Origin of the sequence: Devosia sp. ZW T5_3 (assembly GCF_044987315.1) — a bacterium.
Taxonomy (GTDB): Bacteria; Pseudomonadota; Alphaproteobacteria; order Rhizobiales; family Devosiaceae; genus Devosia.
In genome coordinates this window covers 82654-105547 of record NZ_JBJDRE010000003.1, presented here as the reverse complement: position 1 = coordinate 105547, position 22894 = coordinate 82654, and the positions used below count along the sequence as shown (strand labels likewise).

Below are 22894 nucleotides of genomic sequence, written 5' to 3'. Positions count from 1 at the left end.
GGGAGGCAGATCGGCGTCGAACTATTCCGCCGCAATGTCCAGCGCGACGTCCCCATAGCGCTCGATGAACGCGGCAAACTTGTCCGTCCAACCCGAGAGGAACGTCGCGGTTGCCTCGTCGGTTACTTCCAGGTCGTCGGTGATCAGGCCCGGCTTCATGGTGAAATACATTTCCGGCTGACCCATTAGGATCAGGCCATAGACCGGCAGGATGGACCGCAAGTGGCCCTGGCCCGCCGCCGTACCAACGGCGCCAACCGAGGCGCCAATCAGCGCGGTGGGTTTGCCATGCCATGAGCTTTGTCCCCAGGGCCGCGAACCCCAATCCAGCGCGTTCTTGATCAGCGCGGGGAAGGAGCGGTTGAATTCGGGCATGGCGATCAGCACGGCGTCGGCGCCTTCCACCAGCTGCTTGAACTGGGTGACCGCAGCGGGCGGGTTGCTCCACAATTCGTTGTCATAATGGGGCAGGCTGCCCAGATCGGCATAGTTGAATTTCAGCTTGCCGCCGGCCAGCTTTTCCAGCGTCCGGGTCAGCTGGCGGTTGATGGAATTGGGGCTCAGGCTGCCAACGAGGACGGCAACGGTTTTCATGATAAAGCCTATGGTATCCGTTAGAGACTGAGGCTATATGAGTGACTATATCCGATGCCGCAAGACGGCACTTTTGCGATACGATAGGCACCTGAATGAAACCAATTGAGCCCCACCACGATTGCCGCCCGGTCAGCGAAATCCTGCATCAGATTGGCGGCAAGTGGACCGTTCTGATCATCAACAAGCTCAGCGAAGGCCCGATGCGCTTCGGCGAAATCAAGCGGGTCATCGGCGGCATCAGCCAGAAAGTGCTGACTGCCACGCTGCGCGATCTGGAAATGGACGGCTTCGTCACCCGCACCGTAACGCCATCGATTCCCCCCAGGGTCGATTATGAATTGACCGAGCTGGGCCGCGACCTGCAGGGGCCGCTGCAAGCGCTGGGCAATTGGGCTGTCAACAACCGCCCTAAAGTCATCGCCGCCCGGATGCGCTATTTCGACGCCCACCCCGACGCCAGGCCCAAACCCAAGGGCAGGGTGGTGCTGCATCGGCCAATGCAGGCGGCGGAATAGGCATCTTGCTCTGAGTTCGGTGTGGTCGCCTCCCTCCCCCTTGAGGGGAGGGATCGAGGGTGGCTCTCCGTTCGCGAACAGCCCTCTATGCGGCCTTCCCTGCATCCGCCGTAACCTTGGTCAGTTCCGGAATGAAATCCCGCACCATGGGCTGCTTCTGCGTTTCAAACGGCAGCGGCCGCACCACGCGCATGGCGGCAATACCCACCCGAACCGTCATCAACCCATTGACCACGCCTTCGCCCAGCCGCGCTGATAGCTTGGCCGCCAGCCCCTGACCCACCAGTTGCTCGACAATGCCATCGGTCAGCACGAGGCCCCCCGTCACCGCCAAGTGCGCCAGCACGGCCCCGGTGAGCCGCCAAGAGCCGAAAAAGCCTGGGCGGGCCCCGTAAAGCGCCGCAATGGCCCCGGCAAGCCTTATGCTCTCGTAGATCACGAAGGCAATGTCGACCAAGGCGCGCGGCGACACCGCCGTCACCAGCGCCACGCGCCGCGCCGAGGCCGCCGTCAGCGTCTTGGCCCGTGCATCGAGCGGCGCCATCAGGCTCCGCTCGGCCAGCGCAATGGCCTCATGCCCATCGAACAGATGGGGCAGATTATCGGCCACATGTTGCCGTGCCCGCGCCAGATCGGGTCGGGCCGCATAAATGGCTTCCAGCCGCTCCACCACATGCTTGGCCTTGTGCTGGTCATTCTCGGCAGTCGCCTGTGCTGCCTCGTTCCGCAGATGATCGAGCACCTTCAGCCGCCGCAGCGCAAACATCTCCCGCGCCGCCAGCACCAATACGGCCAGCACGAACAGCACCAGCACGCCGATCCCGACCCAGCCCAGCCATTCATTGCGCTCGAACAGATCGCGGATCAGCCGGTCAGCGGCCACCCCCAGCCCCGCTGACAGCAGCACGCCGCCCGTGGTCCAGGCCAGCCGCCCAAGCCAGCCCATGGGGCGCGGTGGCGGCGCGGCGAGGGTTTCATCTACCGATGGGTCAAAATCGATCTCGGCAATCTCCACCTTGGCTGGTGCAAAGGCACGCGGCACACGCAGCGCTTCGCTATCCTCGGTGATCGTCGCTGTCGGGCGGGCAATAGGGCGTTTCATGCGAGCCAATCTCCCACCAGATAATCCAGCGCCCGGTCAAACCGGATATGGGGCAACACCACGTCGCCCGCCGCATTGCGGTCGAGCTTTTGCGGCGGAGTGAAGCGCAGGAAGTTCAGTGCCACGGGCGTGCCATCCTCGAACAATGAATCCGGCCGCTCCGGCAAGTCGCCGGGAAATAGAGCAATTTCGGTTTTGCCGTCATAGCTTGTGCCATCCAGCACCTCACCGGCCATCGGCGTGCCGATAATGGTCGGCAGCGTCTCGCCATTCTCGACAATGCTGCCCTCGCGCGTGGCGCGAATGCCCGCCAGCGCAATGGATTTGGTTTCCGCCCCGGCAAAGCGCGCCCGCTTGCTGGCGCTGGCCACCAGCCGGTTGAGGATCGCCTCCAGCCGGTCGTGGCTGGTGTGATGCACATGGTCGGCCTTGGTCGCGGCAAACAATATCCGGTCGATCTTGCGCATGAAGGGCCGCAGCAGCGGATTGCTCTCGCCCTGCCGGAAACAGGACAGCACTGCCGTCAGCGCCGTCTCGAGATCCGCCACTGCAGCCGGCCCGGCATTGAGCGCCCGCAGCGTATCCACCAGCACCACCTGCCGGTCCAGCCGGGCAAAATGATCGCGGAAGAATGGCCGCACGATCCGGTCCTTATAGGCCTCGTAGCGATGCTCCAGCATGGCATAAAGGCTCGATGAGCGGGCGCGCTGGTCCGAAGGCGGCAGCGGCGCAAAGGTCAGCGCAGGCGAGCCTTCGAGGTCACCCGGCAGTAGAAACCGGCCTGGGGGCAGGGTGGACAGTGCCCCATGCTCCCGGCTGCGCCGGAGATAATTGGTAAACGCCGCCGCGAGCTGTTCTGCATCCGGGTCGTTGGCCTCCTTATGCGGATCAATCGAGCCCAGCAGTTCAAGGAACGGCTTGGCCTCCTTGCCCGATCCCGGGCGATGCGCCCGCTCCAGCGCCTCCGCGCTCCATTCGGCAAAGGACAGGCCCAGCAGGGGCAGGTCCAAAATCCATTCGCCGGGATAATCGACAATATCGAGGTTCAGCGTCGAAGGTCCGCGCAGCCCCGAATACCAGCGATTGCTCTGATATTTGAGCACGATGCGCAGTTGCGAGATCTGCCGCGTACTGTCGGGCCACATCGGCGTCTTGCCGGTCAGCGCTTCGAGATGCCGCTCATAGGCAAAGCGGGGAATGGTCGCATCGGGATATTCGGCCAGCCGCGCGCCGATAAATCGTCCCTCGGCCAGTGGCGTGAAGCCCGGCAGGCGCCCACCCGTCAGCAGATTATGCACCAGCGCGGTAATGAAAATGGTCTTGCCCGCCCGGCTCAGCCCGGTCACCCCCAGCCGCAGCGTCGGGGTAAAGGCGCCGGTCGCGGCGTCGCTCAGATTGGCCAGGGCAATGCCCAGTTCATCCACGATGGTGGTTGGAGATTGAGCCAAACGTCGAGCCTCCCATGTGCCCGCAGAAAGTAAGGGCTGGCGGCGACAATGCAAGAGCGGCGTGCAAGGGGCTATCCACAGGCGATGATTCCGCCCGCTCGCTCAAGTGTTTGAGCCAGCAGCCAAAACCCGCGTCGTCAAAACGTCATGTAAATGTCGCCCCTCTGTCAGCCACGCTGCCTACAGATTGGAATGGTTCAAAACTTCCAGGCTGTTGAGGAGCTTTCCGCGATGAACGACCAAGCCCCCATTTTCAAGACGTCCCAGCTCGAAGCGGCCGATGCGCCGCCCCGCAATATGACTGCCAATCCTACCATGGGCGAACTGATCAGCGCGCGTTTCTCGCGCCGCGGGTTCCTGCAGGGTTCACTGGCCGTGTCGGCCATTGCCGCGACCGTCAGCCCGCTGGCTCTTCTTACCGCCCAGGATGCCAAGGCCGCCGGCGGCTCGGCTTTCTCCTTCCCCGAAGTGGAAGCGGGGATCGACGAGACCCACCACGTGGCCGAAGGTTATGACGCCGATATCCTGCTGCGCTGGGGCGATGGCCTGTTCCCCGACGCGCCCGAATTCGACCCGACCGCCCAGACTGCCGAGGCCCAGGCCCGCCAGTTCGGCTACAATAATGACTATGTCGGCTATATCCCCTTCGAGGATTCCTCCGAACATGGCCTGCTGGTCGTCAACCACGAATACACCAACCCGCACCTGATGTTCCCCGGCATCGTGACGCTGGCCGAGGGCGAAATGACCCTCAACCCGCTCTCCAAGGAGCAGGTCGATATCGAATTGGCGGCCCATGGCGGCACCATTGTCGAGATTAAGAAGACTGACGGCAAATGGGCCGTGGTCAAGGATGGCGCGCTCAATCGCCGCGTCACCGTCAACACCGAAATGCAGATCAGCGGCCCCGCCGCCGGCCATGCGCGCCTGCAGACCAATGCCGACCCGAGCGGCAAGAAAGTCTTCGGCACCATCAACAACTGCGCCGGCGGCGTCACGCCCTGGGGCACCTATGTGATGGCCGAGGAAAACATCCACGGCTATTTCGCTGGCGAGCTTCCGGCCGGCCACCCCGAAGCGGCGAACTACGATCGCCTGGGCATCCCGGAGGGCTCCTATGAATGGGCCAATTTCTACGACCGGTTCGACGTTTCCAAGGAACCCAATGAGCCCAACCGCTTCGGCTATATCGTTGAAGTGGACGTGATGGACCCCAATTCCATCCCCAAGAAGCGCACAGCCCTAGGTCGTTTCAAGCATGAAGGCGCCGAGTCGATCGTCAACAAGGACGGCCGCGTGGTGTTCTATCTCGGCGACGACGAGCGCTTCGACTATGTCTACAAATTCGTCACTGCCGGCAAATTCAATCCCGATGACCGCGCCGCCAATATGGACCTGCTCGACGAAGGCACGCTCTATGTCGCCAAGTTCGCTGAAGACGGCACCATCGCCTGGCTCCCCCTGGTGCACGGCGAAGGCCCGCTGACCGAAGCCAATGGCTTTGCCAGCCAGGCCGATGTGGTCATCGCGACGCGCCTGGCCGCCGATCTGCTCGGCGCCACCAAGATGGACCGCCCCGAAGACATCCAGCCGAATGGCGTCAACGGCAAGGTCTATGTCATGCTGACCAATAACACCAAGCGCGAGGCCGACCAGGTCGACGCAGCCAATCCGCGGGCCGAAAATGCCTTTGGCCACATCATCGAGATTGCCGAGGCCGATGGCGATTTCGCTTCGACCACCGGCACCTGGGAAGTGCTGCTCAAATGCGGCGATCCCTCGATTGCCGAAGTCGGCGCGACCTTCTCGACCGACACGACGGTCAACGGCTGGTTCGGCATGCCCGACAATTGCGCGGTGGATTCGCTGGGCCGCCTCTGGGTTTCGACCGATGGCAACAATCCTTCCGCTACCGGCCGCACCGATGGCCTGTGGGCCGTGGATACCGAGGGCGATGCCCGCGCCACCTCCAAGCTGTTCTTCCGCGTGCCGGTCGGCGCCGAAATGTGCGGCCCGCTCTTCACCCCCGATGATGAAACGGCCTTCGTTGCCGTGCAGCATCCCGGCGATGGCGGCGACGATTGGGAAGGCTTTGGCCGCGTCTCCTATTACGAAGACCTCTCCACCCGCTGGCCCGATTTCGACGACGCACTCCCCGTGCGCCCCTCGGTCGTCGTCATCACCAAGCAGGGTGGCGGCAAGATCGCGGTTTAAGCCATTGGTGCTGTAAACAAAAAACCGGCCCCTCACAGGGCCGGTTTGCATTTGGGGCTACTTCCCAATCTCTTCCATGTCATAAGGCGTCGTCTGGTAGATCTCGTTGATCCAGTTCTGGAACAACAGATGGGCATGGCTGCGCCAGCGGTTTTCCGGCACGACGCTCGTGTCCCCATTGGGAAACAGATTGGCCGGCGGCGGCGTATCCAGGCCCGATTTGATGTCGCGCTCATATTCGTCGGCCAGCGAGCGGTTGTCATATTCCAGGTGATTGAGGAAATAGACCGCCCGGTGCTTGCGGTCGCCCAGCATGGAGACCCCGATCTCCGCATTGTCGATCAGCACTTCGAGGTTTTCGCCCAGCGTGGTCCGATCGATATCGTTGTAACGCGACACCGGGATCATCGGACTGTCCGAAAAACCGCGCAGGAAGGGCGAGCGCGGATTGGTCACCTGGTGGCGGAATACGCCGAAGGCCTTGTTGTCCATGCGATAGCGCCTGGCGCCATGGAAATGGTGCAAAGCCGCCTGCGCGCCCCAACAGATGAACATGGCGTGGTGCACATTGGTCTTGGTCCACTCCATGATATCGAGCATTTCGGGCCAGTACCGCACCTCTTCAAACGGCAGATTGGCGATGGGCGCGCCAGTCACGATGAAGCCGTCGAATTTCTTGGTCCGCACCTCTTCCCAGGTCTTGTAGAAGGTCTTGAGGTAATCTTCGGAGGTGTGCTTGGATTGATGATCGGTGATGCGCACCAGCGTCAGGTCCACCTGTAGCGGCGTCGAGCCGATCAGCCTGGTGAACTGGGTCTCGGTGCGCTCCTTATTGGGCATCAGGTTGAGCAGGCCGATTTCGAGCGGACGGATGTCCTGGCGCGCGGCGCGCGTGGAATCCATCACATAGACGCCCTCGTCCTCGAGGGTCTTGCGGGCGGGTAGATTGTCGGGAATACGAATAGGCATATCAGCCTCTTAAGCGAGAATGATCGGAAAGCGATTCAAGGCCGGCGCGTCTCCAATGGGAGAACGCGCTAACGCATTCGCCTCTCGATCGCCGCGGCCATCAGGTCCACGAATTCGTCCCCGTCGCGGACCATGGCCAGATCCGATGCCTCAACGACATAGCCAAAATTATCCGCCAACGCCTGATAGCGGGGCAGGCGGTCATGCAGCAGCGCCTCGAACCCCCAGGCGCCGAACCCGGCAGGGTCGACGTCGCAGTCCTCGGCGATGTTGTTGAGCGCCTTGTACTCGGCCCATTTCTCGACGAGGAAGGGCGGGCGGTAATACATCGGCTTGGGGCTCTGCTTGAAGCGCCGCACCAGTTCGGCGGCGTCCTTGTCGGTGCCGCGAATGTAGAGCAGGGCGGTGGAAGCCGCCAGCGTCCTCACCACCGGGTCTTCCGGGTCGGCGGGATCGATTACCTCGATCAGCGAGCCGCCGGTGTCGGCGATGAAATCATCATAGCCATAGAGTTCCTTGGCCCGCTCGATGAAATGCGGCACGTCCTGCAGCGCGGCGATCTCGGCCACCCGATGCTGTTCCTGCCGGCGCTGATACTCGGCCAGCGGCAGCCCGCCCTTGTCGGGATTGCCGGGCGTGCCGAGATAGCTCGAGAGCGGATCGAGATTATCGAAAGTGATGTTGGACGAGATATAGATCGAGTCCGAGCGCAGCAGGTCCGCGAGGAACGGCACCTTCATGGCTTCGCGCTTGAAATTGTCGACGATATATTCGCCCATATAGCGCGTGCCGATGCGGTAATCGGCCGAATAGTGGAACCAGCGCGACGCCCGCAGCATATTGCTCAGCCGCGTCTTGCCGACGCCGGCCATGCCAAACACCGTCACGGTGCGGCGCTCGGCCTTCACGAACTCATCGGCGGACTTGAACAGCATGGCGGTGGTGATCCCGGGCGCAGTGTCTTTGTGCATTAATGCACTTGCCGCCATCAGACAAGCGGGCGGCAATTTCTGCCGGTGGGCCCGGACTCAATTGCCGGGTTTTCGCCGCAATTGCCCGGTCTGCGGAGAAATTATCCTTTAAAATCAAAGCAAAGTGCAGTTGGCACCCTACTTGCTCCTATCCGTGCTGAACAGGCGCAACCAGCGCGAGCAGTTTCAGGAGTTTTTGATGGGTATTTACGGGGCTCTTTCCAGTGCGGTGACGGGTCTGCGGGCGCAGGCGCACGCGCTGGAAAACATTTCCGGCAATATCGCCAACTCGCAGACGACTGGCTACAAGCGCATCGAAACCGATTTCCTGGATTTGATCCCCGACGCCCCGATCCGCCGCCAGGTGCCGGGCGCGGTGCTGGCGCAGTCGCGCGGCACCAATGACGTCAAGGGCGACATCAAGACGGTGGCGAACGAGACCTTCATCGCGCTCAATTCCAACGGCTTCTTCGTGGTCGAGCCCAAGAACGGGCAGGCCGATGGCGACGGCACCTTTGCCGGTACCAATTTCTACACCCGCCGCGGTGATTTCGAGATCGACAAGGATGGCCTCCTGGTCAACGGCGCCGGCTACTACCTCAAGGGCCTGGCGATCGATCCGGCCACCGGCAACGTCTCGGGCTCGGCGCCCGCCGTCATCAAGCTCTCCAATGCCTTCCTGCCGGCCCAGCAGACCACGCGCATCAATTACCAGGCCAACCTGCCGCAATTGCCCAAGACCGACGCCTACAAGGCCTCGGTGCCCAATAGCGAGCTGATGCGTGCGGGCGATTATCTGCCGAGCACCTTCACGCCGGCCCGCTCCACCTCGACCACGGCATTCACCGCCACGCCCGCCAGCATGGTGGGCCAGTCCCTGACCATCGCGATCAGCGGTACGGCCTTCAACTACAATTTCTACTCGGCCGCTGCGGGCGCTCCGCCCGCCAATAACGCCTCCAACATGTACATCGACACCGATGGCAAGACGGTCGCTCAGGTGCTGGCTGAGGTTCAGACCCACATGCAGGGCCGTCCGAATGGCGCCGGCTCGACCGTCGCTATCCCGGCCACCGGTACCGACGCCGGCAAGCTGCAGATCACCATGCCCACAAATTCCGGTTTCACCATGACGGCCTCGGCCTCGGCCGGGCTGTCGACCTCGTTCAACACCACGCCGCCGGTCAGCTCGGTGCCCAATGGCACGCCGGTCAACGCGATTTCTGCCAACCAGAACGCGCAATTCCTCACCAACACGATCCCGGCCGGCTCCATCACGGTTTATGCCCAGAACGGCGCCCCGGCCGAGGTGACTATGCGCTGGGCCAAGGTCGACAGCGCCACCAGCACCCCGCCCGGTAGCGACACCTGGCACCTCTACTACATGTCCAACGGCAATGCGGCCGGAACGGAGACGCAGTGGACCCGCGTCAACGAGACGTTCCAGTTCGCCGCCAATGGCTCGCTGGCGGCTCCCGCCGGCGGCGCTACCACGCTGACCGGCCTCAACATCAACGGCGTTGGTGTGGGCGATGTGGAATTGCGCTACGACACCAACGGGCTGACCCAGTTCGCCGATGTGAACGGCAAGGCCAATACCTCGACGCTTAACCAGAATGGCTATGGCGCTGGTGAATTCGTCTCGGTGGCCATCAACGACAATGGCCGTGTGGTTGCCACCTATTCCAATGGCGAGCGCATCGACATGGCGCAGGTGGTCACGGCCAATTTCAACGCCATCAACTCGCTCAAGCGGCTCGATGGCGGTGTATTCGCGTCGACCTCGGAATCCGGCGAGGCCATCCTGGATCTCACCGGCGAAGGCATTATGGGCGGCGCGCTCGAAGCCTCCAACACCGACATTTCCGACGAATTCACCAAGCTGATCGTGACCCAGCAGGCCTATGCCGCCAGCACGCGCATCGTCAGTGCGGCCGACAAGATGCTGCAGGAAGCGCTCAACATGATCCGCTAGCCGCAGCGGCGACAGTTTGGGTTCGCGGCACTGGCTGCGGACCCCGTTCTCGCGTGAGGAGCCCAAGACATGGGTTTGACGACATCTCTGACAAATGCGGTTTCGGGTCTGCGCACCAGCCAGGATGCGCTCTCCATCCTCAGCCGCAATGTGGCCAATGCCGGCACGCCTGGTTATCACCGGCAGTCGCTCAACGTCGTCGACTATAATTCGCAGAACAGCAGCTATGCCCGCACGCAGGGCACGGTGCGCGCCTTCAACACCAGCCTGCAGACCTATTACACCCGCCAGGTCAGCGACGCCGCCAATTCGGGCATCCAGGCCAATTATCTCGATCGCCTGCAAGGCGCGCTGGGCAAGCCCGGCACCGCCGGTTCGCTCGATACCATCTTTGCCGATCTGCAGAAGACCTTGCAGGGCATTGCGACCAGCCCTGACAATTACGCAGCCCGCTCGCAGGCCGTCGCCTCCGCCCAGACCATGGCCGAGACGCTCAATCGCCTGTCCGGCACCATCCAGGGCATGCGCCAGGAAACCGAAGGGCAGATCGCCAACCACGTCAACAATCTCAACGGCATGCTCAATTCGCTGGCCGAAGTGAACAACCGCATGCTCGATCTGGGCATGACCGATTCCGCGCGCGCCTCCCTGCAGGACCAGCGCGATCGTTTGGTCTCGGGTGTTGCCGAGCTGGTCGACGTGCAGGCCGATTACCGCGCCAATGGCACCGTTTCGCTGATGACCCGCTCCGGCGTCGGTCTATTGGACAATGGCGTCGGGCAATTCTCCTTTGAAAGTGCGGGCAATCTCTCTCCCAATTCCCAGTTCAATGTCGATCAGAACCAGACCTCGGTCGGCAAGCTGATCCTGACCACTCCGTCGGGCCTCAAGCTCGATCTGGTGGCCCAGGGCATCCTGCAGGGCGGGGAATTGGCGGGCCTTGTCACCCTGCGTGACCGCACCCTGGTCGAAGCCCAGGATCAGCTCGACGAGATCGCCGCGGGCCTGGCCCAGGCCTTCTCCACCAAGACCGCGCAGGGCACGGCCACGAGCGCCGCGGGCGCCAATGGCTTTGATCTGAACCTGGGCAATATGCAGCCCGGCAATGACATGCTGCTGACCTATACCGAGAACGGTGTCGAACGCCGCGTTCGCGTGGTCAACAGCACCGATGGCAAGGACTATGTCGACGCCACCGGGCAGCGCGTTATCAGCATCAACCTGTCCGGCGATGCGACCGCGGCGGCAAACATGCTGGGCAGCAAGCTGCCCAATCTGACGATCTCCAGCACGGGCGCCGGCAATATCCGCGTGCTCGATGCCGGCGCGGGCGGGCCAACGACGGTCAAGTCGGCTGCCGTGCGCACCACCGCCTCAGGCGTGCAGGGCGATGGCCTGGCGTTCAACCTGTTCGTCGATCAGGGCGACGCCTCCTTCACCAACAATCTCAATGGCGATCCGCCGCAGAAGCAGGGCTTTGCCGCCCGTATCACGGTCAATAGCGCCATCCTGGCCGACAATCGCCTGATGGTGCAGCACGAAGTGGGCGGCACGCTGGGCGATGCCGATCGCGCCAATTTCGTCATCGGCCAGCTCAGCAGCCTGCAGCTGGTTTCCGGCGGCAATCCGGCCGATTCCAAGAATTTCCAGCTCAACGGCAATCTGGGCGAGATGATCGGCCAGGTGCTCAATTTCCAGGGCTCCAGCATCAATGCGGCCCTGACCCGCTCCGATGATCGCCAGCTGACCCTCGATACCATTGTGGACCAGATGTCCTCGGAATACGGCGTGGACGTCAATGCCGAGATGGCGCGGCTGATGGAGCTGCAAAATGCCTATGCCGCCAATGCCCGCATCGTGTCGGTGGTCAAGGAACTGCTCGACGCCCTGTTTGCTTCGACCTGAGGAGACCCCTGAATGATCGTCAACAAGTCGATGTATCCGATCCAGACCGGGTTCTCCGTCATCTCGCGCATGCAGGATCGCTTCGCCACGCTGCAGGTCCAGCTGGGCACCGGCATGAAGGCGTCGACCCTGGCCGAAATGGGGAACGATCTACCCATGTCGATCTCGGTGCGCTCGCGCCTTGCCAAGATCGATTCATTCTCCGCCAATATCGACACGGTCAATCTGCGCCTGAGCTTTCTCGACAATGCCATGGCGCGTTTCGACAAGCTCGAGGCCGAAGGCCGCAGTTCGGCCGTACAGGGGCAATACGGCACCAATAACATCAACCTGGCCACGGTGCCGGGGCTCGCCTATGGCCGGCTGGATGAGATGGTGACCATGCTCAATTCCGATATTGCCGGCCGCTATCTGTTCGGCGGCTCCAACACCGACAAGGCGCCGCTGCCCGATACCACGACGCTGCTCGAAGGGCAGGGCGGTCGCGCCGGCTTCAAGGCTGTGGTCACCGAGCGCAAGGCCGCCGATGCCGGCCTCGACGGGCGCGGGCGCCTGCAATCCTCGCTCGCTGCAGGCACCACGAGTGTCAACCTGGCCGAGGATGGCGTGCACCCCTTCGGCATGAAGGTGTCCGCTATCTCCACCACCAGCGGCGCCGTCACCGTCTCGCAGCCGGCGGCGGGTGGCGGGACATTGGGCAACCAGGTCGGCGTCACCTTTGCGCCCACGCCCGCCGAGCAGATCGCCGCCGGCCAGACCATTTCCATGGGCTTCACGCTGCCCGACGGCACCGAAACGCAGATCACCATGCGGGCGATCGCGGCGGCCGATGCGCCCGGCGGCATCAATGAATTCGTCATCGGCGCGGATGCCGAGGCCACGGCCGCCAATTTCAAGACGGCGCTCGATAAAAAGCTGGTCGAAGTGGGCGGCACGACCCTGTCCGGCGCCTCAACCTTCGCCGCTTCGCAGAACTTCTTCAACGGCGCGGGCGAGCCCGTGCTGCGCGTCGATCAGAGCAGCGGCAATCCCCCCACCAGCCTGCGGCTAGCCACCGAGGCGGACACGGTCATGTGGTATACCGGCCAGACCCCGGCAGTCGCAGCCGAGGGGCTAGGGCGTCTCGAAATCGGCACCAATGGCGCCAATGTCACCCTGGGCGAAAAGCAGCCTGTCTCGGCCGCCCATGGCTTCCAGGTCAGCGGCATTTCGGCGTCCACCGCCAGCATCACCACCGGCTACACGGCAACGAATCCGTCCCAGGCCACCGCGCAATTCACCGCCATTCCTGCGCCTGGGGAAACCGTCAATATCACCCTGACCGAACCGAACGGCACCACCCGCACCATGGCGCTGACTGCCGTAGTCGGCAAAGCGGGCCCCGGCCAGTTCACCATCGGGGCCGATGTGAACGCCACCGCCGCCAATTTCTCCAAGGCGCTGACCGGCGTCGTCACCGACGCTGCCATCCTGGCCGAAGGCAATCCGCGCCAGAGCGTCACCGCCCAGATCGACGATTCCACCCGCGTCAATTACGGCCTGCAGGCCAATGAATCGGGCCTGCTCGCCCTGATGCGCACCACCGCCGCCATGTCGGTCGAGACCTATCCCGATGGCGATCCGACCGCCACCGGCCGCTTCGACGCCATGGCCGAGCGCCAGCAATCGGCGCTGTCGGAGGCCCACAATGTCAAGCGCGGTTCGGTGGAAGTCCTGACCATGGAACTGGGTATGGCCCGCAGCGCGCTCAACAACACCACCACCCGCCACTCCAATTACAAGCTGCAGCTCGAAAACCTGCTGAGCGATGTGGAAACGGTGAGCAAGGAAAACGTCGCCATGGAAATCCTGGCCCTGCAGACGCGCCTGCAAGCCAGCTACCAGGCCACCTCCATGATCAGCCAACTCAGCCTCGTCAACTTCATGAAGTAGGGCGGGAGAGGAGCCTCTCCCGTGGGAGAGAACACCGTGGCTAACTTCAAACCCACGACACTACCTCCCACCCACGGTGTCACCCCGGCGCAGGCCGGGGCCCATCTCGAGATGGTAGACCCGCCGCAAGGTGTGTGTATCTTCGCTCCGCCACCTGGCGGAACAACCACGATCTCAGGATGGGCCCCGGCCTGCGCCGGGTGTCAGCGAGCGTGTGGGTGGATGACATTTCTCTGACCATCCCCCAAAACAAAAAAGCCCCGCAATGCGGGGCCTCTTCATTCATTTCACCACTCACTCAGTTCGCGCGCAAACCTTGCGCTAGCTGGCGGTTGATGTTGATCAGCGTGTCCAGCCGATTGGGGGATACCGGATCGAGCAGGATCTCGCGCGTTTCGTTGAGGATGTACATCCCCAGATTGGCGATGTTCTGGCGCACCATGGCCGGCAGCGCATTGTCGTCGCGCGTCACCGAGGTCATGAAGATGGTCCACAGCTTGCGATTGAAGGTCAGCGCGCCCTTGAGCACTTCGCTATCAGCCGGCCAGTTGTCGCGCACGGACTGCAGGCTCGCAGCGGATTTGATGAGCAGCGCAGCTTCTCGTTCGCGAGGGGATTCAACCGTCTTGGCTGTCGTCTGATAGGCTGCCGCGCCGTATTGCTGCATGCTCAAACAGGTCCTGTTCGTACTGAATCAGCTCTTTGGCTGTCTTGAGAGCTTTGTACAGGTCGCCAGTTAAGATGTCGTTATTGATGCGGTCCGCAATTGAAATTGTGGACGGCGCCGCACTCACGAAATCGTTGATCAGCGTGAAATATTCGTCCCGCAGCGTGGTGATGTCTTCCTGGATATACATCAGCTGCACGGCCAGGTAGATGCGCTTGGCAGGGGTGTCGGCAGTCTCGGTGGTCAGGATATCCTTTTCGCGCAGAATGGGCGCCTTGCCGTCGATAAACAGCCGCGAGCGCTGTTCGGAATTGGTGATGATGCAATTGCCCACCAGCAGTTTCTCGCCGGGCTTGAGTTCGACCTTTAGCGCCAAGGCATTCTCCTTCACATATTCGTTTGCGCGCTCACACTAGCGCCATTTGCGGCGCTTTCTAGTCCGAGCGGACAAAGAAAAAGGCGGGCCCCAAAGCCCGCCTTCCTCAAGCTATTTGCGGTGCGATTAACGCAGCAGCTGCAGGATGCTCTGGTCAGCCTGGTTGGCCATCGACAGGGTCGAGGTACCCAGCGACTGGCGGGTCTGCAGCGCCATCATGTTGGCAGCTTCCTGGTTCATGTCGGCCAGGGTCAGGTTGCCGGCACCGGTTTCGAGCGTGTTGATCATGGACTTGGTGAAGTCCTGACGGTTCTGCACGATCGACAGGTTCGAGCCGAAGGACGAAGCCTGCGAACGAACCGAGTTCAGGGCGCCCTTGACCTGGTCAAGGAAGGCGTCGATGCCAGCGTCGCTGTCCAGGTCCTTGGCGGTCAGGGTCGTCGACAACTTCAGGTTGGCGGCGTTGACTGCATCTTCACCCTTGCTCTGGATGTCGATCGAGGAGGTGCCGGTTTCGTTGAAGGTGATCTTCAGCTTGTCGCCACGCAGCAGGTTGATACCGTTGAACGAAGCATCGTCCGACAGCTTGTCGAGCTGGTCGCGCAGTTCGTTGAACTGGTTGGCCAGATCGGCACGCACGGAGTTACCGGCGATTTCCGAGGCAGTGGTGCCCTGGGTCACGTCGAGCGCCTGGGTCGACAGGTTCTCGATGCGCAGCTTGCCGTTGTCGTTGGAAGCGCGGATCTTGCCCTTGAGGTCGTCGTTCTTGTTGATCTCGGAGACCAGCTCGTCGGTCGACTTGGCGGCGGTTGCGTCGGCGCCGAAGCCCAGGACGGCCGCGCCACCAGTGGTGGTGCCTTCAGCAACGGTGATCGCAGCACCAGTGCTGTTGGAGACCTTCAGCTGGCCATTTTCCACCTTGGCGGTGATGGCATTGCCGGCAGTGGTGGCAGCGGTGTTGATCTTGTTGGCGATGTCGGTGGCGGTGTCGCCGGTCGCCAGCGTGATGTCGAGCGTAGCAGTCGTGCCATCGCTGATGGTGAACTGCTTGCCGGTGTCAGCAGCGGCAACCGTGCCCGTAAAGGTTGCGGTCTTTACAGTCTTGGTCAGGGCCACATCAACGGCCGTGTCGCCGACAGCGCCGCCCTCAAAGCTGATATTGCCGGTCGTGGCAGCGGTATCGAGCGTGTAGGACTGGGTCTGGAACGACTTGTCCTGGCGAGCCTGACGCAGAGTGGACTGCATCGATTCCAGGTTTTTGGTGATCGAGGTCAGGCCGTTATTGGCAGCTTCGATGGTCTTGATGCCGTTAGCCATCGAGTCCATCAGGTTGTTCAGGTCACCGGCGCGGCTGTTGAGCGACGCGGCAGTGAAGAAGTTCGTGGGGTTGTCGAGTGCCGAGTTGACCTTGTTACCGGTCGACAGGCGGTCCTGGGTCTTGGCCATCAGCGTCGCTGTGTTCTGCAGCGAGGAGAGATTGGACCGGACGGCGGCAGTGAGATTGATATCAGCCATGGTAAAGTTCCCTTTCTAGGAGACTCGTATTTTGCTTTGACGCCTCATTCTGAGACAGCGTGGAGCATGCACGGAGCGGCATAAAAAATCGTTAACTTGATGCCGCAGCTTGCGTTGATCTTGAGGATTACTCAGCTCGGTTAAAAGCAGGTGAAGAGCCTGCTACCGGGGCAGAATCCGGCGGAATCTGGGCCTCCAGACAGAACAAAGCCCCGTTGTCCGGGGCTTTTGTGGCAAGGACAAGGCTATGGGGCCCGACGTATCACGCCATTAAGTCTTTCAGCCGCGCCATGGATTCGGGGGGAATGGTTGCGGAGCCGATGCGCTGGTACAGCTCGGCCAGCGTCTGTGGCGTCGGGGCAAGGGCGCCGGCAATTACCGCCGCGGCGAACATGGACGATGAATCGCGCGCCGGCGCTTCCTGTTCGCTATCGCTGGAGCGCTCTTCGCGGTCCGGGTTCGGCTTGGCATTCTTGGGAGCGGATGGCGTGCTTTGCGGCAAAACGGTGCGTTCGCCCAGCGCGGCGCGATAGCGGTAATCCGAAATATTGGTATGACTCGGGCCAATCGGCTCGGGTGCGATTGCGGTGACCATGACGCTGTCCTTGCATATACGAATGCAGTGGCAGCCTAGGCACGAACAGATTGTGGCGCACTTACCGGTTTAGGGCGGATTAGATTCAAATGCGGGAGTGCGCCGCCAGCGCCCCTACATCGAGCGATTAACCGCAATCCCCCGCGCCGAACTCGCCGGATCGGACGCCACCGCGCCAGCCCGGCCGTAAGTCTTGGCCTTGTTCTGCTGCCCGACGATCTGCGCCACATCGGTCAGCAGGTCTTCGGTCACGGTCCGCGCCGTCGCCAGCACGCGCAGATTCTCCGCCATCTGCGTGGCGAGGCTTTCATGTCCCTGCTTGAGCCGGTCGATGGCCTTGGGCGCCTCGGCGCGCAGGCGATCGCCCTGGCGCTGCACGGCGCGGGCAAAGCCCACATAGTCCTGCGCCAGCCGCGTCTTGTCGGGCGTAAGCGTGCTGGCCTGCTTGATGTGGCCGGTGCGCAGCAGCACGGTTTCCTGGTTCATGATATCGACAAGCGCGGCGAGGGCGACTTCGGCCATCTGGCACAGATCGTCGGCCGGCAGGCTGTCGAGGGCGGCGAGGCGGGCTGCGGCGGTCATACTCAATAGGCTCCCTTGGGAAGTGTCAGGCTGTTCTGCACGTTGGCGGCTTCCTGCAGGGTCAGCAGGTCGCCCATCAGTTGGTCGGCAATGCCGAGCCCGCCATTTTGCGCCATGGAATTGGCGAGTTGTTCCGATTGCATCGAGCGCCAGGTTTCCTCGCCAAAGCCGCCGCCAAAACCGTTCTCGCTCTTGACGCTTTCGAACATTGTCTTGGTCAGGGTGTTGAGGAACACGCCTTCGAATTCCTCGGCCTGCTGGCGCACCTTGGCGATCTGGCTGGCGCTGAGGGTCGATCCCGGTTTGGCGATGGCCTCGACCATTACAGCACCTCGATTTCGGCTTGCAGCGCCCCGGTGGCCTTGATCGCCTGGAGAATCGCGATCAGGTCGCGCGGCGCTATGCCCAGCGCGTTGAGCCCATCCACCAATTCCTGCAGCGTCACCGATTCATTGACTACCGCCAGCGCCTTATCCGAGGCGAAGACATCCAGATTGGTGCTCGGCTCCACCGCCGTCACGCCATCGCTGAACGGCGCCGGCTGCACCACTGTGGGGTTCTCGGCAATGGTCACCGTCAGGTTGGATTGGGCCACGGCAACGCTGGACACCCGTACATCCTTGCCCATGACGATAATGCCGGAATTCTCGTCGATGACGATCTTGGCCGGCTGGTCGGTTTCCACCATCAGCTGTTCGATATCGGTCAAAAGGTCGACAATATTGCCATTGAAGCCGCGGGGCAGGGTGACCCGCACCGTCGCCGGGTCCTCCGGCGTCGCAGTGGGCACGCCGATGAAATCATTGATCGAGAGCGCGATGCGTCGCGCCGTGGTCAGGTCGGGATTGCGCAGCGCCAGCCGCAGAGAGGTTTGCGAGCCGAGATGGAAATCGATCTCCCGCTCGATCACCGCACCTGAGGAAATCCGCCCCGTGGTCGGCACGCCCGAGATGACCGTGGCGGCGTCGCCCTGCGCCTTGAAGCCGTTGATATTCACCGGGCCCTGCGCAATGGCATAGACTTCGCCATCGGCGCCCAGCAGCGGGGTGACCAGCAGCGTGCCGCCCTGCAGGCTGTCGGAATCGCCCAGGGCCGCCACCGAAACGTCGATGCGCGAGCCCTGCGTGCCGAAGGGCGGTAGATTAGCGGTGACCATGACGGCGGCGACATTGGCGGTGCGCACATTCTCGCCCGCCGTATTGACGCCCAGTCGCTCCAGCATGGATTGCAGCGATTGCTTGGTGAAGGGGGAATTGTTGAGCCGATCGCCCGTGCCGTTGAGACCCACCACCAGGCCATAGCCGACCAGCTGGTTTTCACGGACGCCTTCCATGTCGACAATGTCCTTGATGCGCGCTGCCGCGGCCAAGGCATCGGCCATCGGAGCCAGCAGCAGGGCGGCGCTGAGGGCAGTTGCCGCGAGCCGTCGCAAGATCATGTGCATCGTCATCCCCGTCATTCGGCCGCTCCATCCCCATGGCGCGACATTTGACGACGACATTGCGAAAAGCGTGCCAAGCCGCATTTTTCGCTTCAAGCTTTTGAAGTAACTGGGTTTTATGTTGGTTTTGTCGGCGCCAAGACGCGCAACGACCCAGCGCTAAGCAATTCTTGCCGGGTCGATTAAGCTCTTGTTAACGCCTTGCGGCAGATTTTGCCGGGGATAGCACCGAACTGATTTGAGTCTGGCTTTGCGCATCGAAACCAATACTCGCACCAATGGGGTCAGTGGCCGTAGCGCCGCAGGCCGCGCCGGCTCGGGCATGGCCTTCGTTCCGGCCGGCGAAGACAGTGCCGTGCGCACCGCTGCCGCCGCGCCCATGGCCGCAACGGCCGGCATCGACGCGATCCTCGCCTTGCAGGCTGTCGAAGACCCACTGGCCGGCAAGAAGAAGCGCGCCGTCGGCCGTGGCGCTTCGCTGCTCGACACGCTCGACGCCATCAAGGCAGACCTGTTGATCGGCCGCGTCGGCGCCGAAAAGCTTGATCAGCTCGTCATCCTGCTGGGCGAAGTGCGCGAGCGCTCCGTGCCGGGGCTCGATGCCGTGCTCGACGACATCGAACTGCGTGTCCGGGTGGAACTGGCCAAGCTGGGCCGGTTTCTCTAAGGCGTCACCGCCAGGGCAGGTTCAGCTTGCCATCCAGGCTCCAGGCGCCCGGCCCGGAAAACACCAGATAGAGATAGATAAAGCAGAACAATATCGCCCCGGTGCCCATATTGACCGCGGGGTAGAACCCCATGGGCGCATGCCCGATCCAATAGCCCACCGCCATCATGCCCGACAGGATGAAGGCGGCTGGCCGGGTGAAGAGCCCGATGGTCACCAGCGCACCGCCTAGCAGTTCGAGCACGCCGGCGGTCGTGGTCATCGCGTCCAGCGGCACCGGAAATGGCACGGGAAAGCCGAAGAGTTTCTGCAGGCCGAAATGCACGAAGAGCAGGCCGGTGATAATTCTCAGGATCGCCAGGACATAGGGCGAAAGGCTGTTCAGTCTCGCAATCATTGATAGTCCCCTCAGACATGATGGAGCGAAGGGGTATTATACCCGTTCCCCACCACGACGACCAATAGGCGCCGGATTCGACAGCGGGGACGTCCGCATTTTTTGCAGGGCCGTGTCGAAGTCCGGCCCGGCCGTTCGTTGCGGCAGTGAAGTCGATGATCACCATTCGGAGCCTGTCATGATCCCCACCATCACCGCATTTGAACGCTCGCCCGACCGTGGCCAGGGACTGGCGCGCGACATGCGCGTGCGCTGGGCATTTGAAGAAGTGGGCCAGCCCTACAATGTCCGGCTGGTCTCCTTCGCGGAAATGAAACAGCCCGCCCATCGCGCGCTGCAACCCTTTGGACAAATTCCCACCTATGAAGAAGGCGATCTCGTCCTGTTCGAGACCGGGTCCATCGTGCTCCACATCGCCGAGCGCCATGCCGGCCTCTTGCCCGACGATGCCAATGGCCGCGCCCGCGCCATCACCTGGATGTTTGCCGCCGCCAGCACGGTAGAGCCGCCGATCCTCGAACTGCAGACCCTCAAATTCGGCGAGGGCGACAAACCCTGGTTTGAAGCGCGCCTGCCGCTGGTTCAGGATCGCATCCGCGCCTATCTGCGCGACCTCGCCGCCCGCCTGGGCGATGCCGATTGGCTCGATGGCACCTTCAGCGCGGGCGATTTGATGATGGTCCATGTGCTGCTGCGCGTGCGGCCATCGGGGATCCTCGACGAATTTGCCACGCTTTCCGCCTATTGTGACCGCGCTCGGGCGCGCCCGGCTTATCAGCGCGCCTTCGCCGCTCAATTGGCGGTCGCTAATGGCGCCTAGGTCGCCGCTTCCTGCTGGTTCAGTCGCAAGCCGAGCACCAGTGGTACGCTGAGTGCATAGACCGCCACCACCGATAGCCAGATCGCGCCGGGCCATTGCGCCTGGACCACGAAATAGAAGCTGGAAAAGCCCAGCGGTGCGGCGATCGAAGCCAGGCTCACTGCCGAGGCCAGCACGCCCTGGAACTGGCCCTGCTGGCTGGCATCGACCTGTCGCGTGGCCAGCGATTGCAGCGCCGGCACGCCAATGCCAGCCAGCGCAAAGACCGGCATGATGGCAAAGATCATCCAGCTTTGATTGGCCAGCGCCATGACGGTCAGCGCAAGGCACGCGCAGCCGATACCAGTCAGGATGGCGGCGCGTTCGCCCAGCAGCTTCACCGCCGGTCCCGGCAGGAAAGCCTGCGCCAGCGTCTGGCAAATGCCGAAGGCGCCGAGCGACAGCCCGATCCACAGTCCGTTCCAGCCGAACGTGTCGTTGCCCCACAGCGCCCAGCTGGTGCCATAGGCCTCGCCGGTGGCGCTGAACACGAAGAAGATGAAGACCACCGGCAATAGGCTCTTGAGTGAAAACACCCAGCGCAGCGGCCGCAATGGGTTGAGCGAAGCCAAGTCGATCTTCGCCTTGCTGGGGGTGCGCGATTCCGGCAGCACGAAAAAGGCCAGCAGTAGATTGGCGGTGTTCAGCACTGCCGCCGCGATGAAGGGCAGCCGCAGCCAATGATCGCCCAAGGCGCCACCCAGCACCGGCCCGATGATAAAGCCGATGCCGAACATGGCATTGAACAGGCCGAAGCGCCGTGCCCGCTTATCCTCGGGCGAGATGTCGGTGATATAGGCCATGGCCACCGAAATATTGGCGCCGGTCAGCCCGGCAATGGCGCGCCCGATCAGTAGCAGCCACAGGCTCGGCGCGAAGGCGAGGAACAGGTAGTTGACGGCAGCGCCCGCGATGGAAATCAGCAATACGGGGCGCCGTCCGAGCCGGTCGCTGAGCGAGCCGAGCACGGGCGCGCAGATGAACTGCATGATCGCATAGAGCGCAGTCATGATGCCGATATAGGGGGCCACGTTTTCGGCATGGGTCACCTCCTGCAGCAGCGAGGGCAGGATGGGGAAGATGAGGCCGATGCCAACGGCATCGAGGACAATGGCGGTGAAGATGACGGTGAGGGGTCTGCTCATGTGGACGTGCTCCGGCGCAAACATGCAGCGCCGCGCGGCGCCCATGGTGCGCGATTGAGCCTGATCGTGTCAGGCGGTGATGTGTTGGAGCCGCTGGCCGAGGCATGCCTTGGGCATGGACGGCGTGTGCTTGACCACCTGGACGACCATTCGTCCACCTATTTACTCCGCCACTGAGCGGACCAAGGAAAGCGGTCGCTTTTCGCGACATGCGTCGAATACGCCTGATCGCGGGGCGCGGCAAGTGCTTTCGCAGCGGCGCTAGCCGAGCATCGAGCCGGCTTGCCCGCCGGCAAAAAAGCCGCTACCAATCAAATGTGAGGTACGTACCTCATATTTTGGAGGGGAGAGCCAAAAATGCCGGACTTCAAGGTCGATCCGGACTTCACCATCACCGATGAGCAGACGCTGCGCAGCCTGTTTCCGGCGCAAACGGCGCTGGCCATTCACAAGTGCCAGAGCCTGCTCGATAGCTATGCGCAGGACTTTATCCGGCGCTCGCCTTTCGTGTGTATCGGCACCCAGCATGCCGATGGCCGGGCCGATGTCAGCCCGCGCGGCGATCCGGTCGGCTTTGTCGAAATTCTCGATCAGCACACCCTGGCCATCCCGGACCGTCCCGGCAATAACCGGCTCGACAGCCTGGTCAATATCCTGGCCAATCCCAATGTCGGCCTGTTGTTCATCATTCCCGGCTTTGATGACACGCTGCGCGTCAACGGGCAGGCGAGCCTCGTGACTGACCCGGCCATTCTGGGTGGGATGAGCGTCAATGGCCGTCAGCCCAAGCTCGCCATCGTGATCAAGGTCAGCGAGGCGTTCATGCATTGCGCCAAGGCGTTCCGGCGCTCGCATTTGTGGGACCCTGAACATTTCCAGGATCGCCGTGACATGCCCTCGCTGTCCAAGATCATCCTGGACCAGACCACCGGTGCGCCTAGCGACGCCGAGGCGATGCGCCAGATCGATGCCGATCTCGAAGTCGAATACAAGAAGTCGATGTACTAGCGCGGGGCAGGGCC

The 22894-nt window shown here is 62.5% G+C and carries 22 protein-coding genes; 8 read left to right on the top strand and 14 right to left on the bottom strand.

The features are described 5' to 3' along the window. Nucleotides 1-21: 21 nt before the first annotated feature. Complete coding sequence (locus tag ACI3KW_RS04700) at nt 22-594, bottom strand: NADPH-dependent FMN reductase (protein ID WP_404847128.1); 573 nt, start codon at nt 592-594, stop codon at nt 22-24. 95 nt (nt 595-689) lie between these two features. On the opposite strand from ACI3KW_RS04700, the gene ACI3KW_RS04695 reads away from it, so the two are divergent. Beyond that, nucleotides 690-1112: a winged helix-turn-helix transcriptional regulator gene (locus tag ACI3KW_RS04695; protein WP_404847127.1), complete on the top strand. Its 423-nt coding sequence runs from the start codon at nt 690-692 to the stop codon at nt 1110-1112. Nucleotides 1113-1197: 85 nt separating this feature from the next. Here the strand turns inward: ACI3KW_RS04695 and ACI3KW_RS04690 are convergent, their stop codons facing one another. Both ACI3KW_RS04690 and ACI3KW_RS04685 read right to left on the bottom strand, forming a co-directional pair. Beyond that, a complete protein-coding gene (locus tag ACI3KW_RS04690) occupies nt 1198-2214 on the bottom strand; it encodes a YcjF family protein (RefSeq protein WP_404847126.1) in 1017 nt (338 codons plus the stop codon). Then, the gene (locus ACI3KW_RS04685; protein WP_404847125.1) at nt 2211-3662 is read right to left on the bottom strand and encodes a YcjX family protein; all 1452 of its coding nucleotides are present in this window, start codon (nt 3660-3662) and stop codon (nt 2211-2213) included. Before ACI3KW_RS04685 ends, ACI3KW_RS04690 begins: the two co-directional genes overlap by 4 nt. Nucleotides 3663-3893: 231 nt before the next feature. Here ACI3KW_RS04685 and ACI3KW_RS04680 point away from each other — a divergent pair, with 231 nt between their 5' ends. Beyond that, on the top strand, nt 3894-5876 hold the full coding sequence (locus tag ACI3KW_RS04680; protein WP_404847124.1) for a PhoX family protein: 1983 nt from the start codon (nt 3894-3896) through the stop codon (nt 5874-5876). Between the two features lie 57 nt (nt 5877-5933). Here ACI3KW_RS04680 and metA read toward each other — a convergent pair whose 3' ends face one another. Together metA and ACI3KW_RS04670 are read right to left on the bottom strand one after the other, a co-directional pair. Then, a complete protein-coding gene (gene metA / locus ACI3KW_RS04675; protein ID WP_404847123.1) occupies nt 5934-6845 on the bottom strand; it encodes a homoserine O-succinyltransferase in 912 nt (303 codons plus the stop codon). A gap of 68 nt (nt 6846-6913) precedes the next feature. Beyond that, nucleotides 6914-7816 (bottom strand): ATPase, encoded by a 903-nt coding sequence (locus ACI3KW_RS04670; RefSeq protein WP_404847122.1) that lies wholly within the window; start codon nt 7814-7816, stop codon nt 6914-6916. Nucleotides 7817-8015: 199 nt separating this feature from the next. On the opposite strand from ACI3KW_RS04670, the gene ACI3KW_RS04665 reads away from it, so the two are divergent. The 3 genes from ACI3KW_RS04665 to ACI3KW_RS04655 all read left to right on the top strand — a co-directional run bounded on the left by ACI3KW_RS04665 (nt 8016) and on the right by ACI3KW_RS04655 (nt 13628). Then, complete coding sequence (locus tag ACI3KW_RS04665; protein WP_404847121.1) at nt 8016-9791, top strand: flagellar hook protein FlgE; 1776 nt, start codon at nt 8016-8018, stop codon at nt 9789-9791. Nucleotides 9792-9860: 69 nt separating this feature from the next. Beyond that, a complete protein-coding gene (flgK, locus tag ACI3KW_RS04660; protein WP_262166940.1) occupies nt 9861-11696 on the top strand; it encodes a flagellar hook-associated protein FlgK in 1836 nt (611 codons plus the stop codon). A gap of 12 nt (nt 11697-11708) precedes the next feature. Continuing rightward, nucleotides 11709-13628 carry a hypothetical protein gene (locus tag ACI3KW_RS04655; protein ID WP_404847120.1) on the top strand — a complete coding sequence of 640 codons (1920 nt, stop codon included), beginning with the start codon at nt 11709-11711 and terminating at the stop codon, nt 13626-13628. Between the two features lie 298 nt (nt 13629-13926). Here the strand turns inward: ACI3KW_RS04655 and flaF are convergent, their stop codons facing one another. The 7 genes from flaF to ACI3KW_RS04620 all read right to left on the bottom strand — a co-directional run bounded on the left by flaF (nt 13927) and on the right by ACI3KW_RS04620 (nt 18822). Next, nucleotides 13927-14295, bottom strand: a complete 369-nt coding sequence (gene flaF, locus ACI3KW_RS04650) for a flagellar biosynthesis regulator FlaF (RefSeq protein ID WP_035098871.1) — start codon at nt 14293-14295, stop codon at nt 13927-13929. Next, the gene (gene flbT / locus ACI3KW_RS04645; RefSeq protein ID WP_404847119.1) at nt 14246-14671 is read right to left on the bottom strand and encodes a flagellar biosynthesis repressor FlbT; all 426 of its coding nucleotides are present in this window, start codon (nt 14669-14671) and stop codon (nt 14246-14248) included. Before flbT ends, flaF begins: the two co-directional genes overlap by 50 nt. A 126-nt stretch (nt 14672-14797) precedes the next feature. Beyond that, complete coding sequence (locus tag ACI3KW_RS04640; protein WP_113121136.1) at nt 14798-16186, bottom strand: flagellin; 1389 nt, start codon at nt 16184-16186, stop codon at nt 14798-14800. 262 nt (nt 16187-16448) lie between these two features. Beyond that, entirely contained in the window at nt 16449-16781 is a 333-nt protein-coding gene (locus ACI3KW_RS04635) for a hypothetical protein (protein WP_262166949.1), read from the bottom strand. A 114-nt stretch (nt 16782-16895) separates the two neighbouring features. Continuing rightward, complete coding sequence (locus tag ACI3KW_RS04630) at nt 16896-17363, bottom strand: hypothetical protein (protein WP_113121138.1); 468 nt, start codon at nt 17361-17363, stop codon at nt 16896-16898. Nucleotides 17364-17365: 2 nt separating this feature from the next. Further along, nucleotides 17366-17686: a rod-binding protein gene (locus ACI3KW_RS04625; RefSeq protein WP_404847118.1), complete on the bottom strand. Its 321-nt coding sequence runs from the start codon at nt 17684-17686 to the stop codon at nt 17366-17368. Beyond that, nucleotides 17686-18822, bottom strand: coding sequence for a flagellar basal body P-ring protein FlgI (locus ACI3KW_RS04620; RefSeq protein ID WP_404847117.1), 1137 nt, complete (start codon nt 18820-18822; stop codon nt 17686-17688). Before ACI3KW_RS04620 ends, ACI3KW_RS04625 begins: the two co-directional genes overlap by 1 nt. Before the next feature lie 220 nt (nt 18823-19042). On the opposite strand from ACI3KW_RS04620, the gene ACI3KW_RS04615 reads away from it, so the two are divergent. Next, entirely contained in the window at nt 19043-19471 is a 429-nt protein-coding gene (locus ACI3KW_RS04615; protein WP_404847116.1) for a flagellar assembly protein FliX, read from the top strand. Between the two features lie 4 nt (nt 19472-19475). Here ACI3KW_RS04615 and ACI3KW_RS04610 read toward each other — a convergent pair whose 3' ends face one another. Continuing rightward, on the bottom strand, nt 19476-19868 hold the full coding sequence (locus ACI3KW_RS04610; RefSeq protein WP_404847115.1) for a DoxX family protein: 393 nt from the start codon (nt 19866-19868) through the stop codon (nt 19476-19478). Between the two features lie 178 nt (nt 19869-20046). Between ACI3KW_RS04610 and ACI3KW_RS04605 the strand changes: the two genes are divergently transcribed. Beyond that, nucleotides 20047-20688 carry a glutathione S-transferase family protein gene (locus ACI3KW_RS04605; RefSeq protein ID WP_404847114.1) on the top strand — a complete coding sequence of 214 codons (642 nt, stop codon included), beginning with the start codon at nt 20047-20049 and terminating at the stop codon, nt 20686-20688. Here ACI3KW_RS04605 and ACI3KW_RS04600 read toward each other — a convergent pair. Beyond that, on the bottom strand, nt 20685-21872 hold the full coding sequence (locus ACI3KW_RS04600) for a TCR/Tet family MFS transporter (protein ID WP_404847113.1): 1188 nt from the start codon (nt 21870-21872) through the stop codon (nt 20685-20687). The two genes, ACI3KW_RS04605 and ACI3KW_RS04600, sit on opposite strands and share 4 nt — an antisense overlap. Nucleotides 21873-22229: 357 nt before the next feature. On the opposite strand from ACI3KW_RS04600, the gene ACI3KW_RS04595 reads away from it, so the two are divergent. Continuing rightward, nucleotides 22230-22880 (top strand): pyridoxamine 5'-phosphate oxidase family protein, encoded by a 651-nt coding sequence (locus ACI3KW_RS04595; protein WP_404847112.1) that lies wholly within the window; start codon nt 22230-22232, stop codon nt 22878-22880. The last annotated feature ends 14 nt before the right edge of the window (nt 22881-22894 follow it).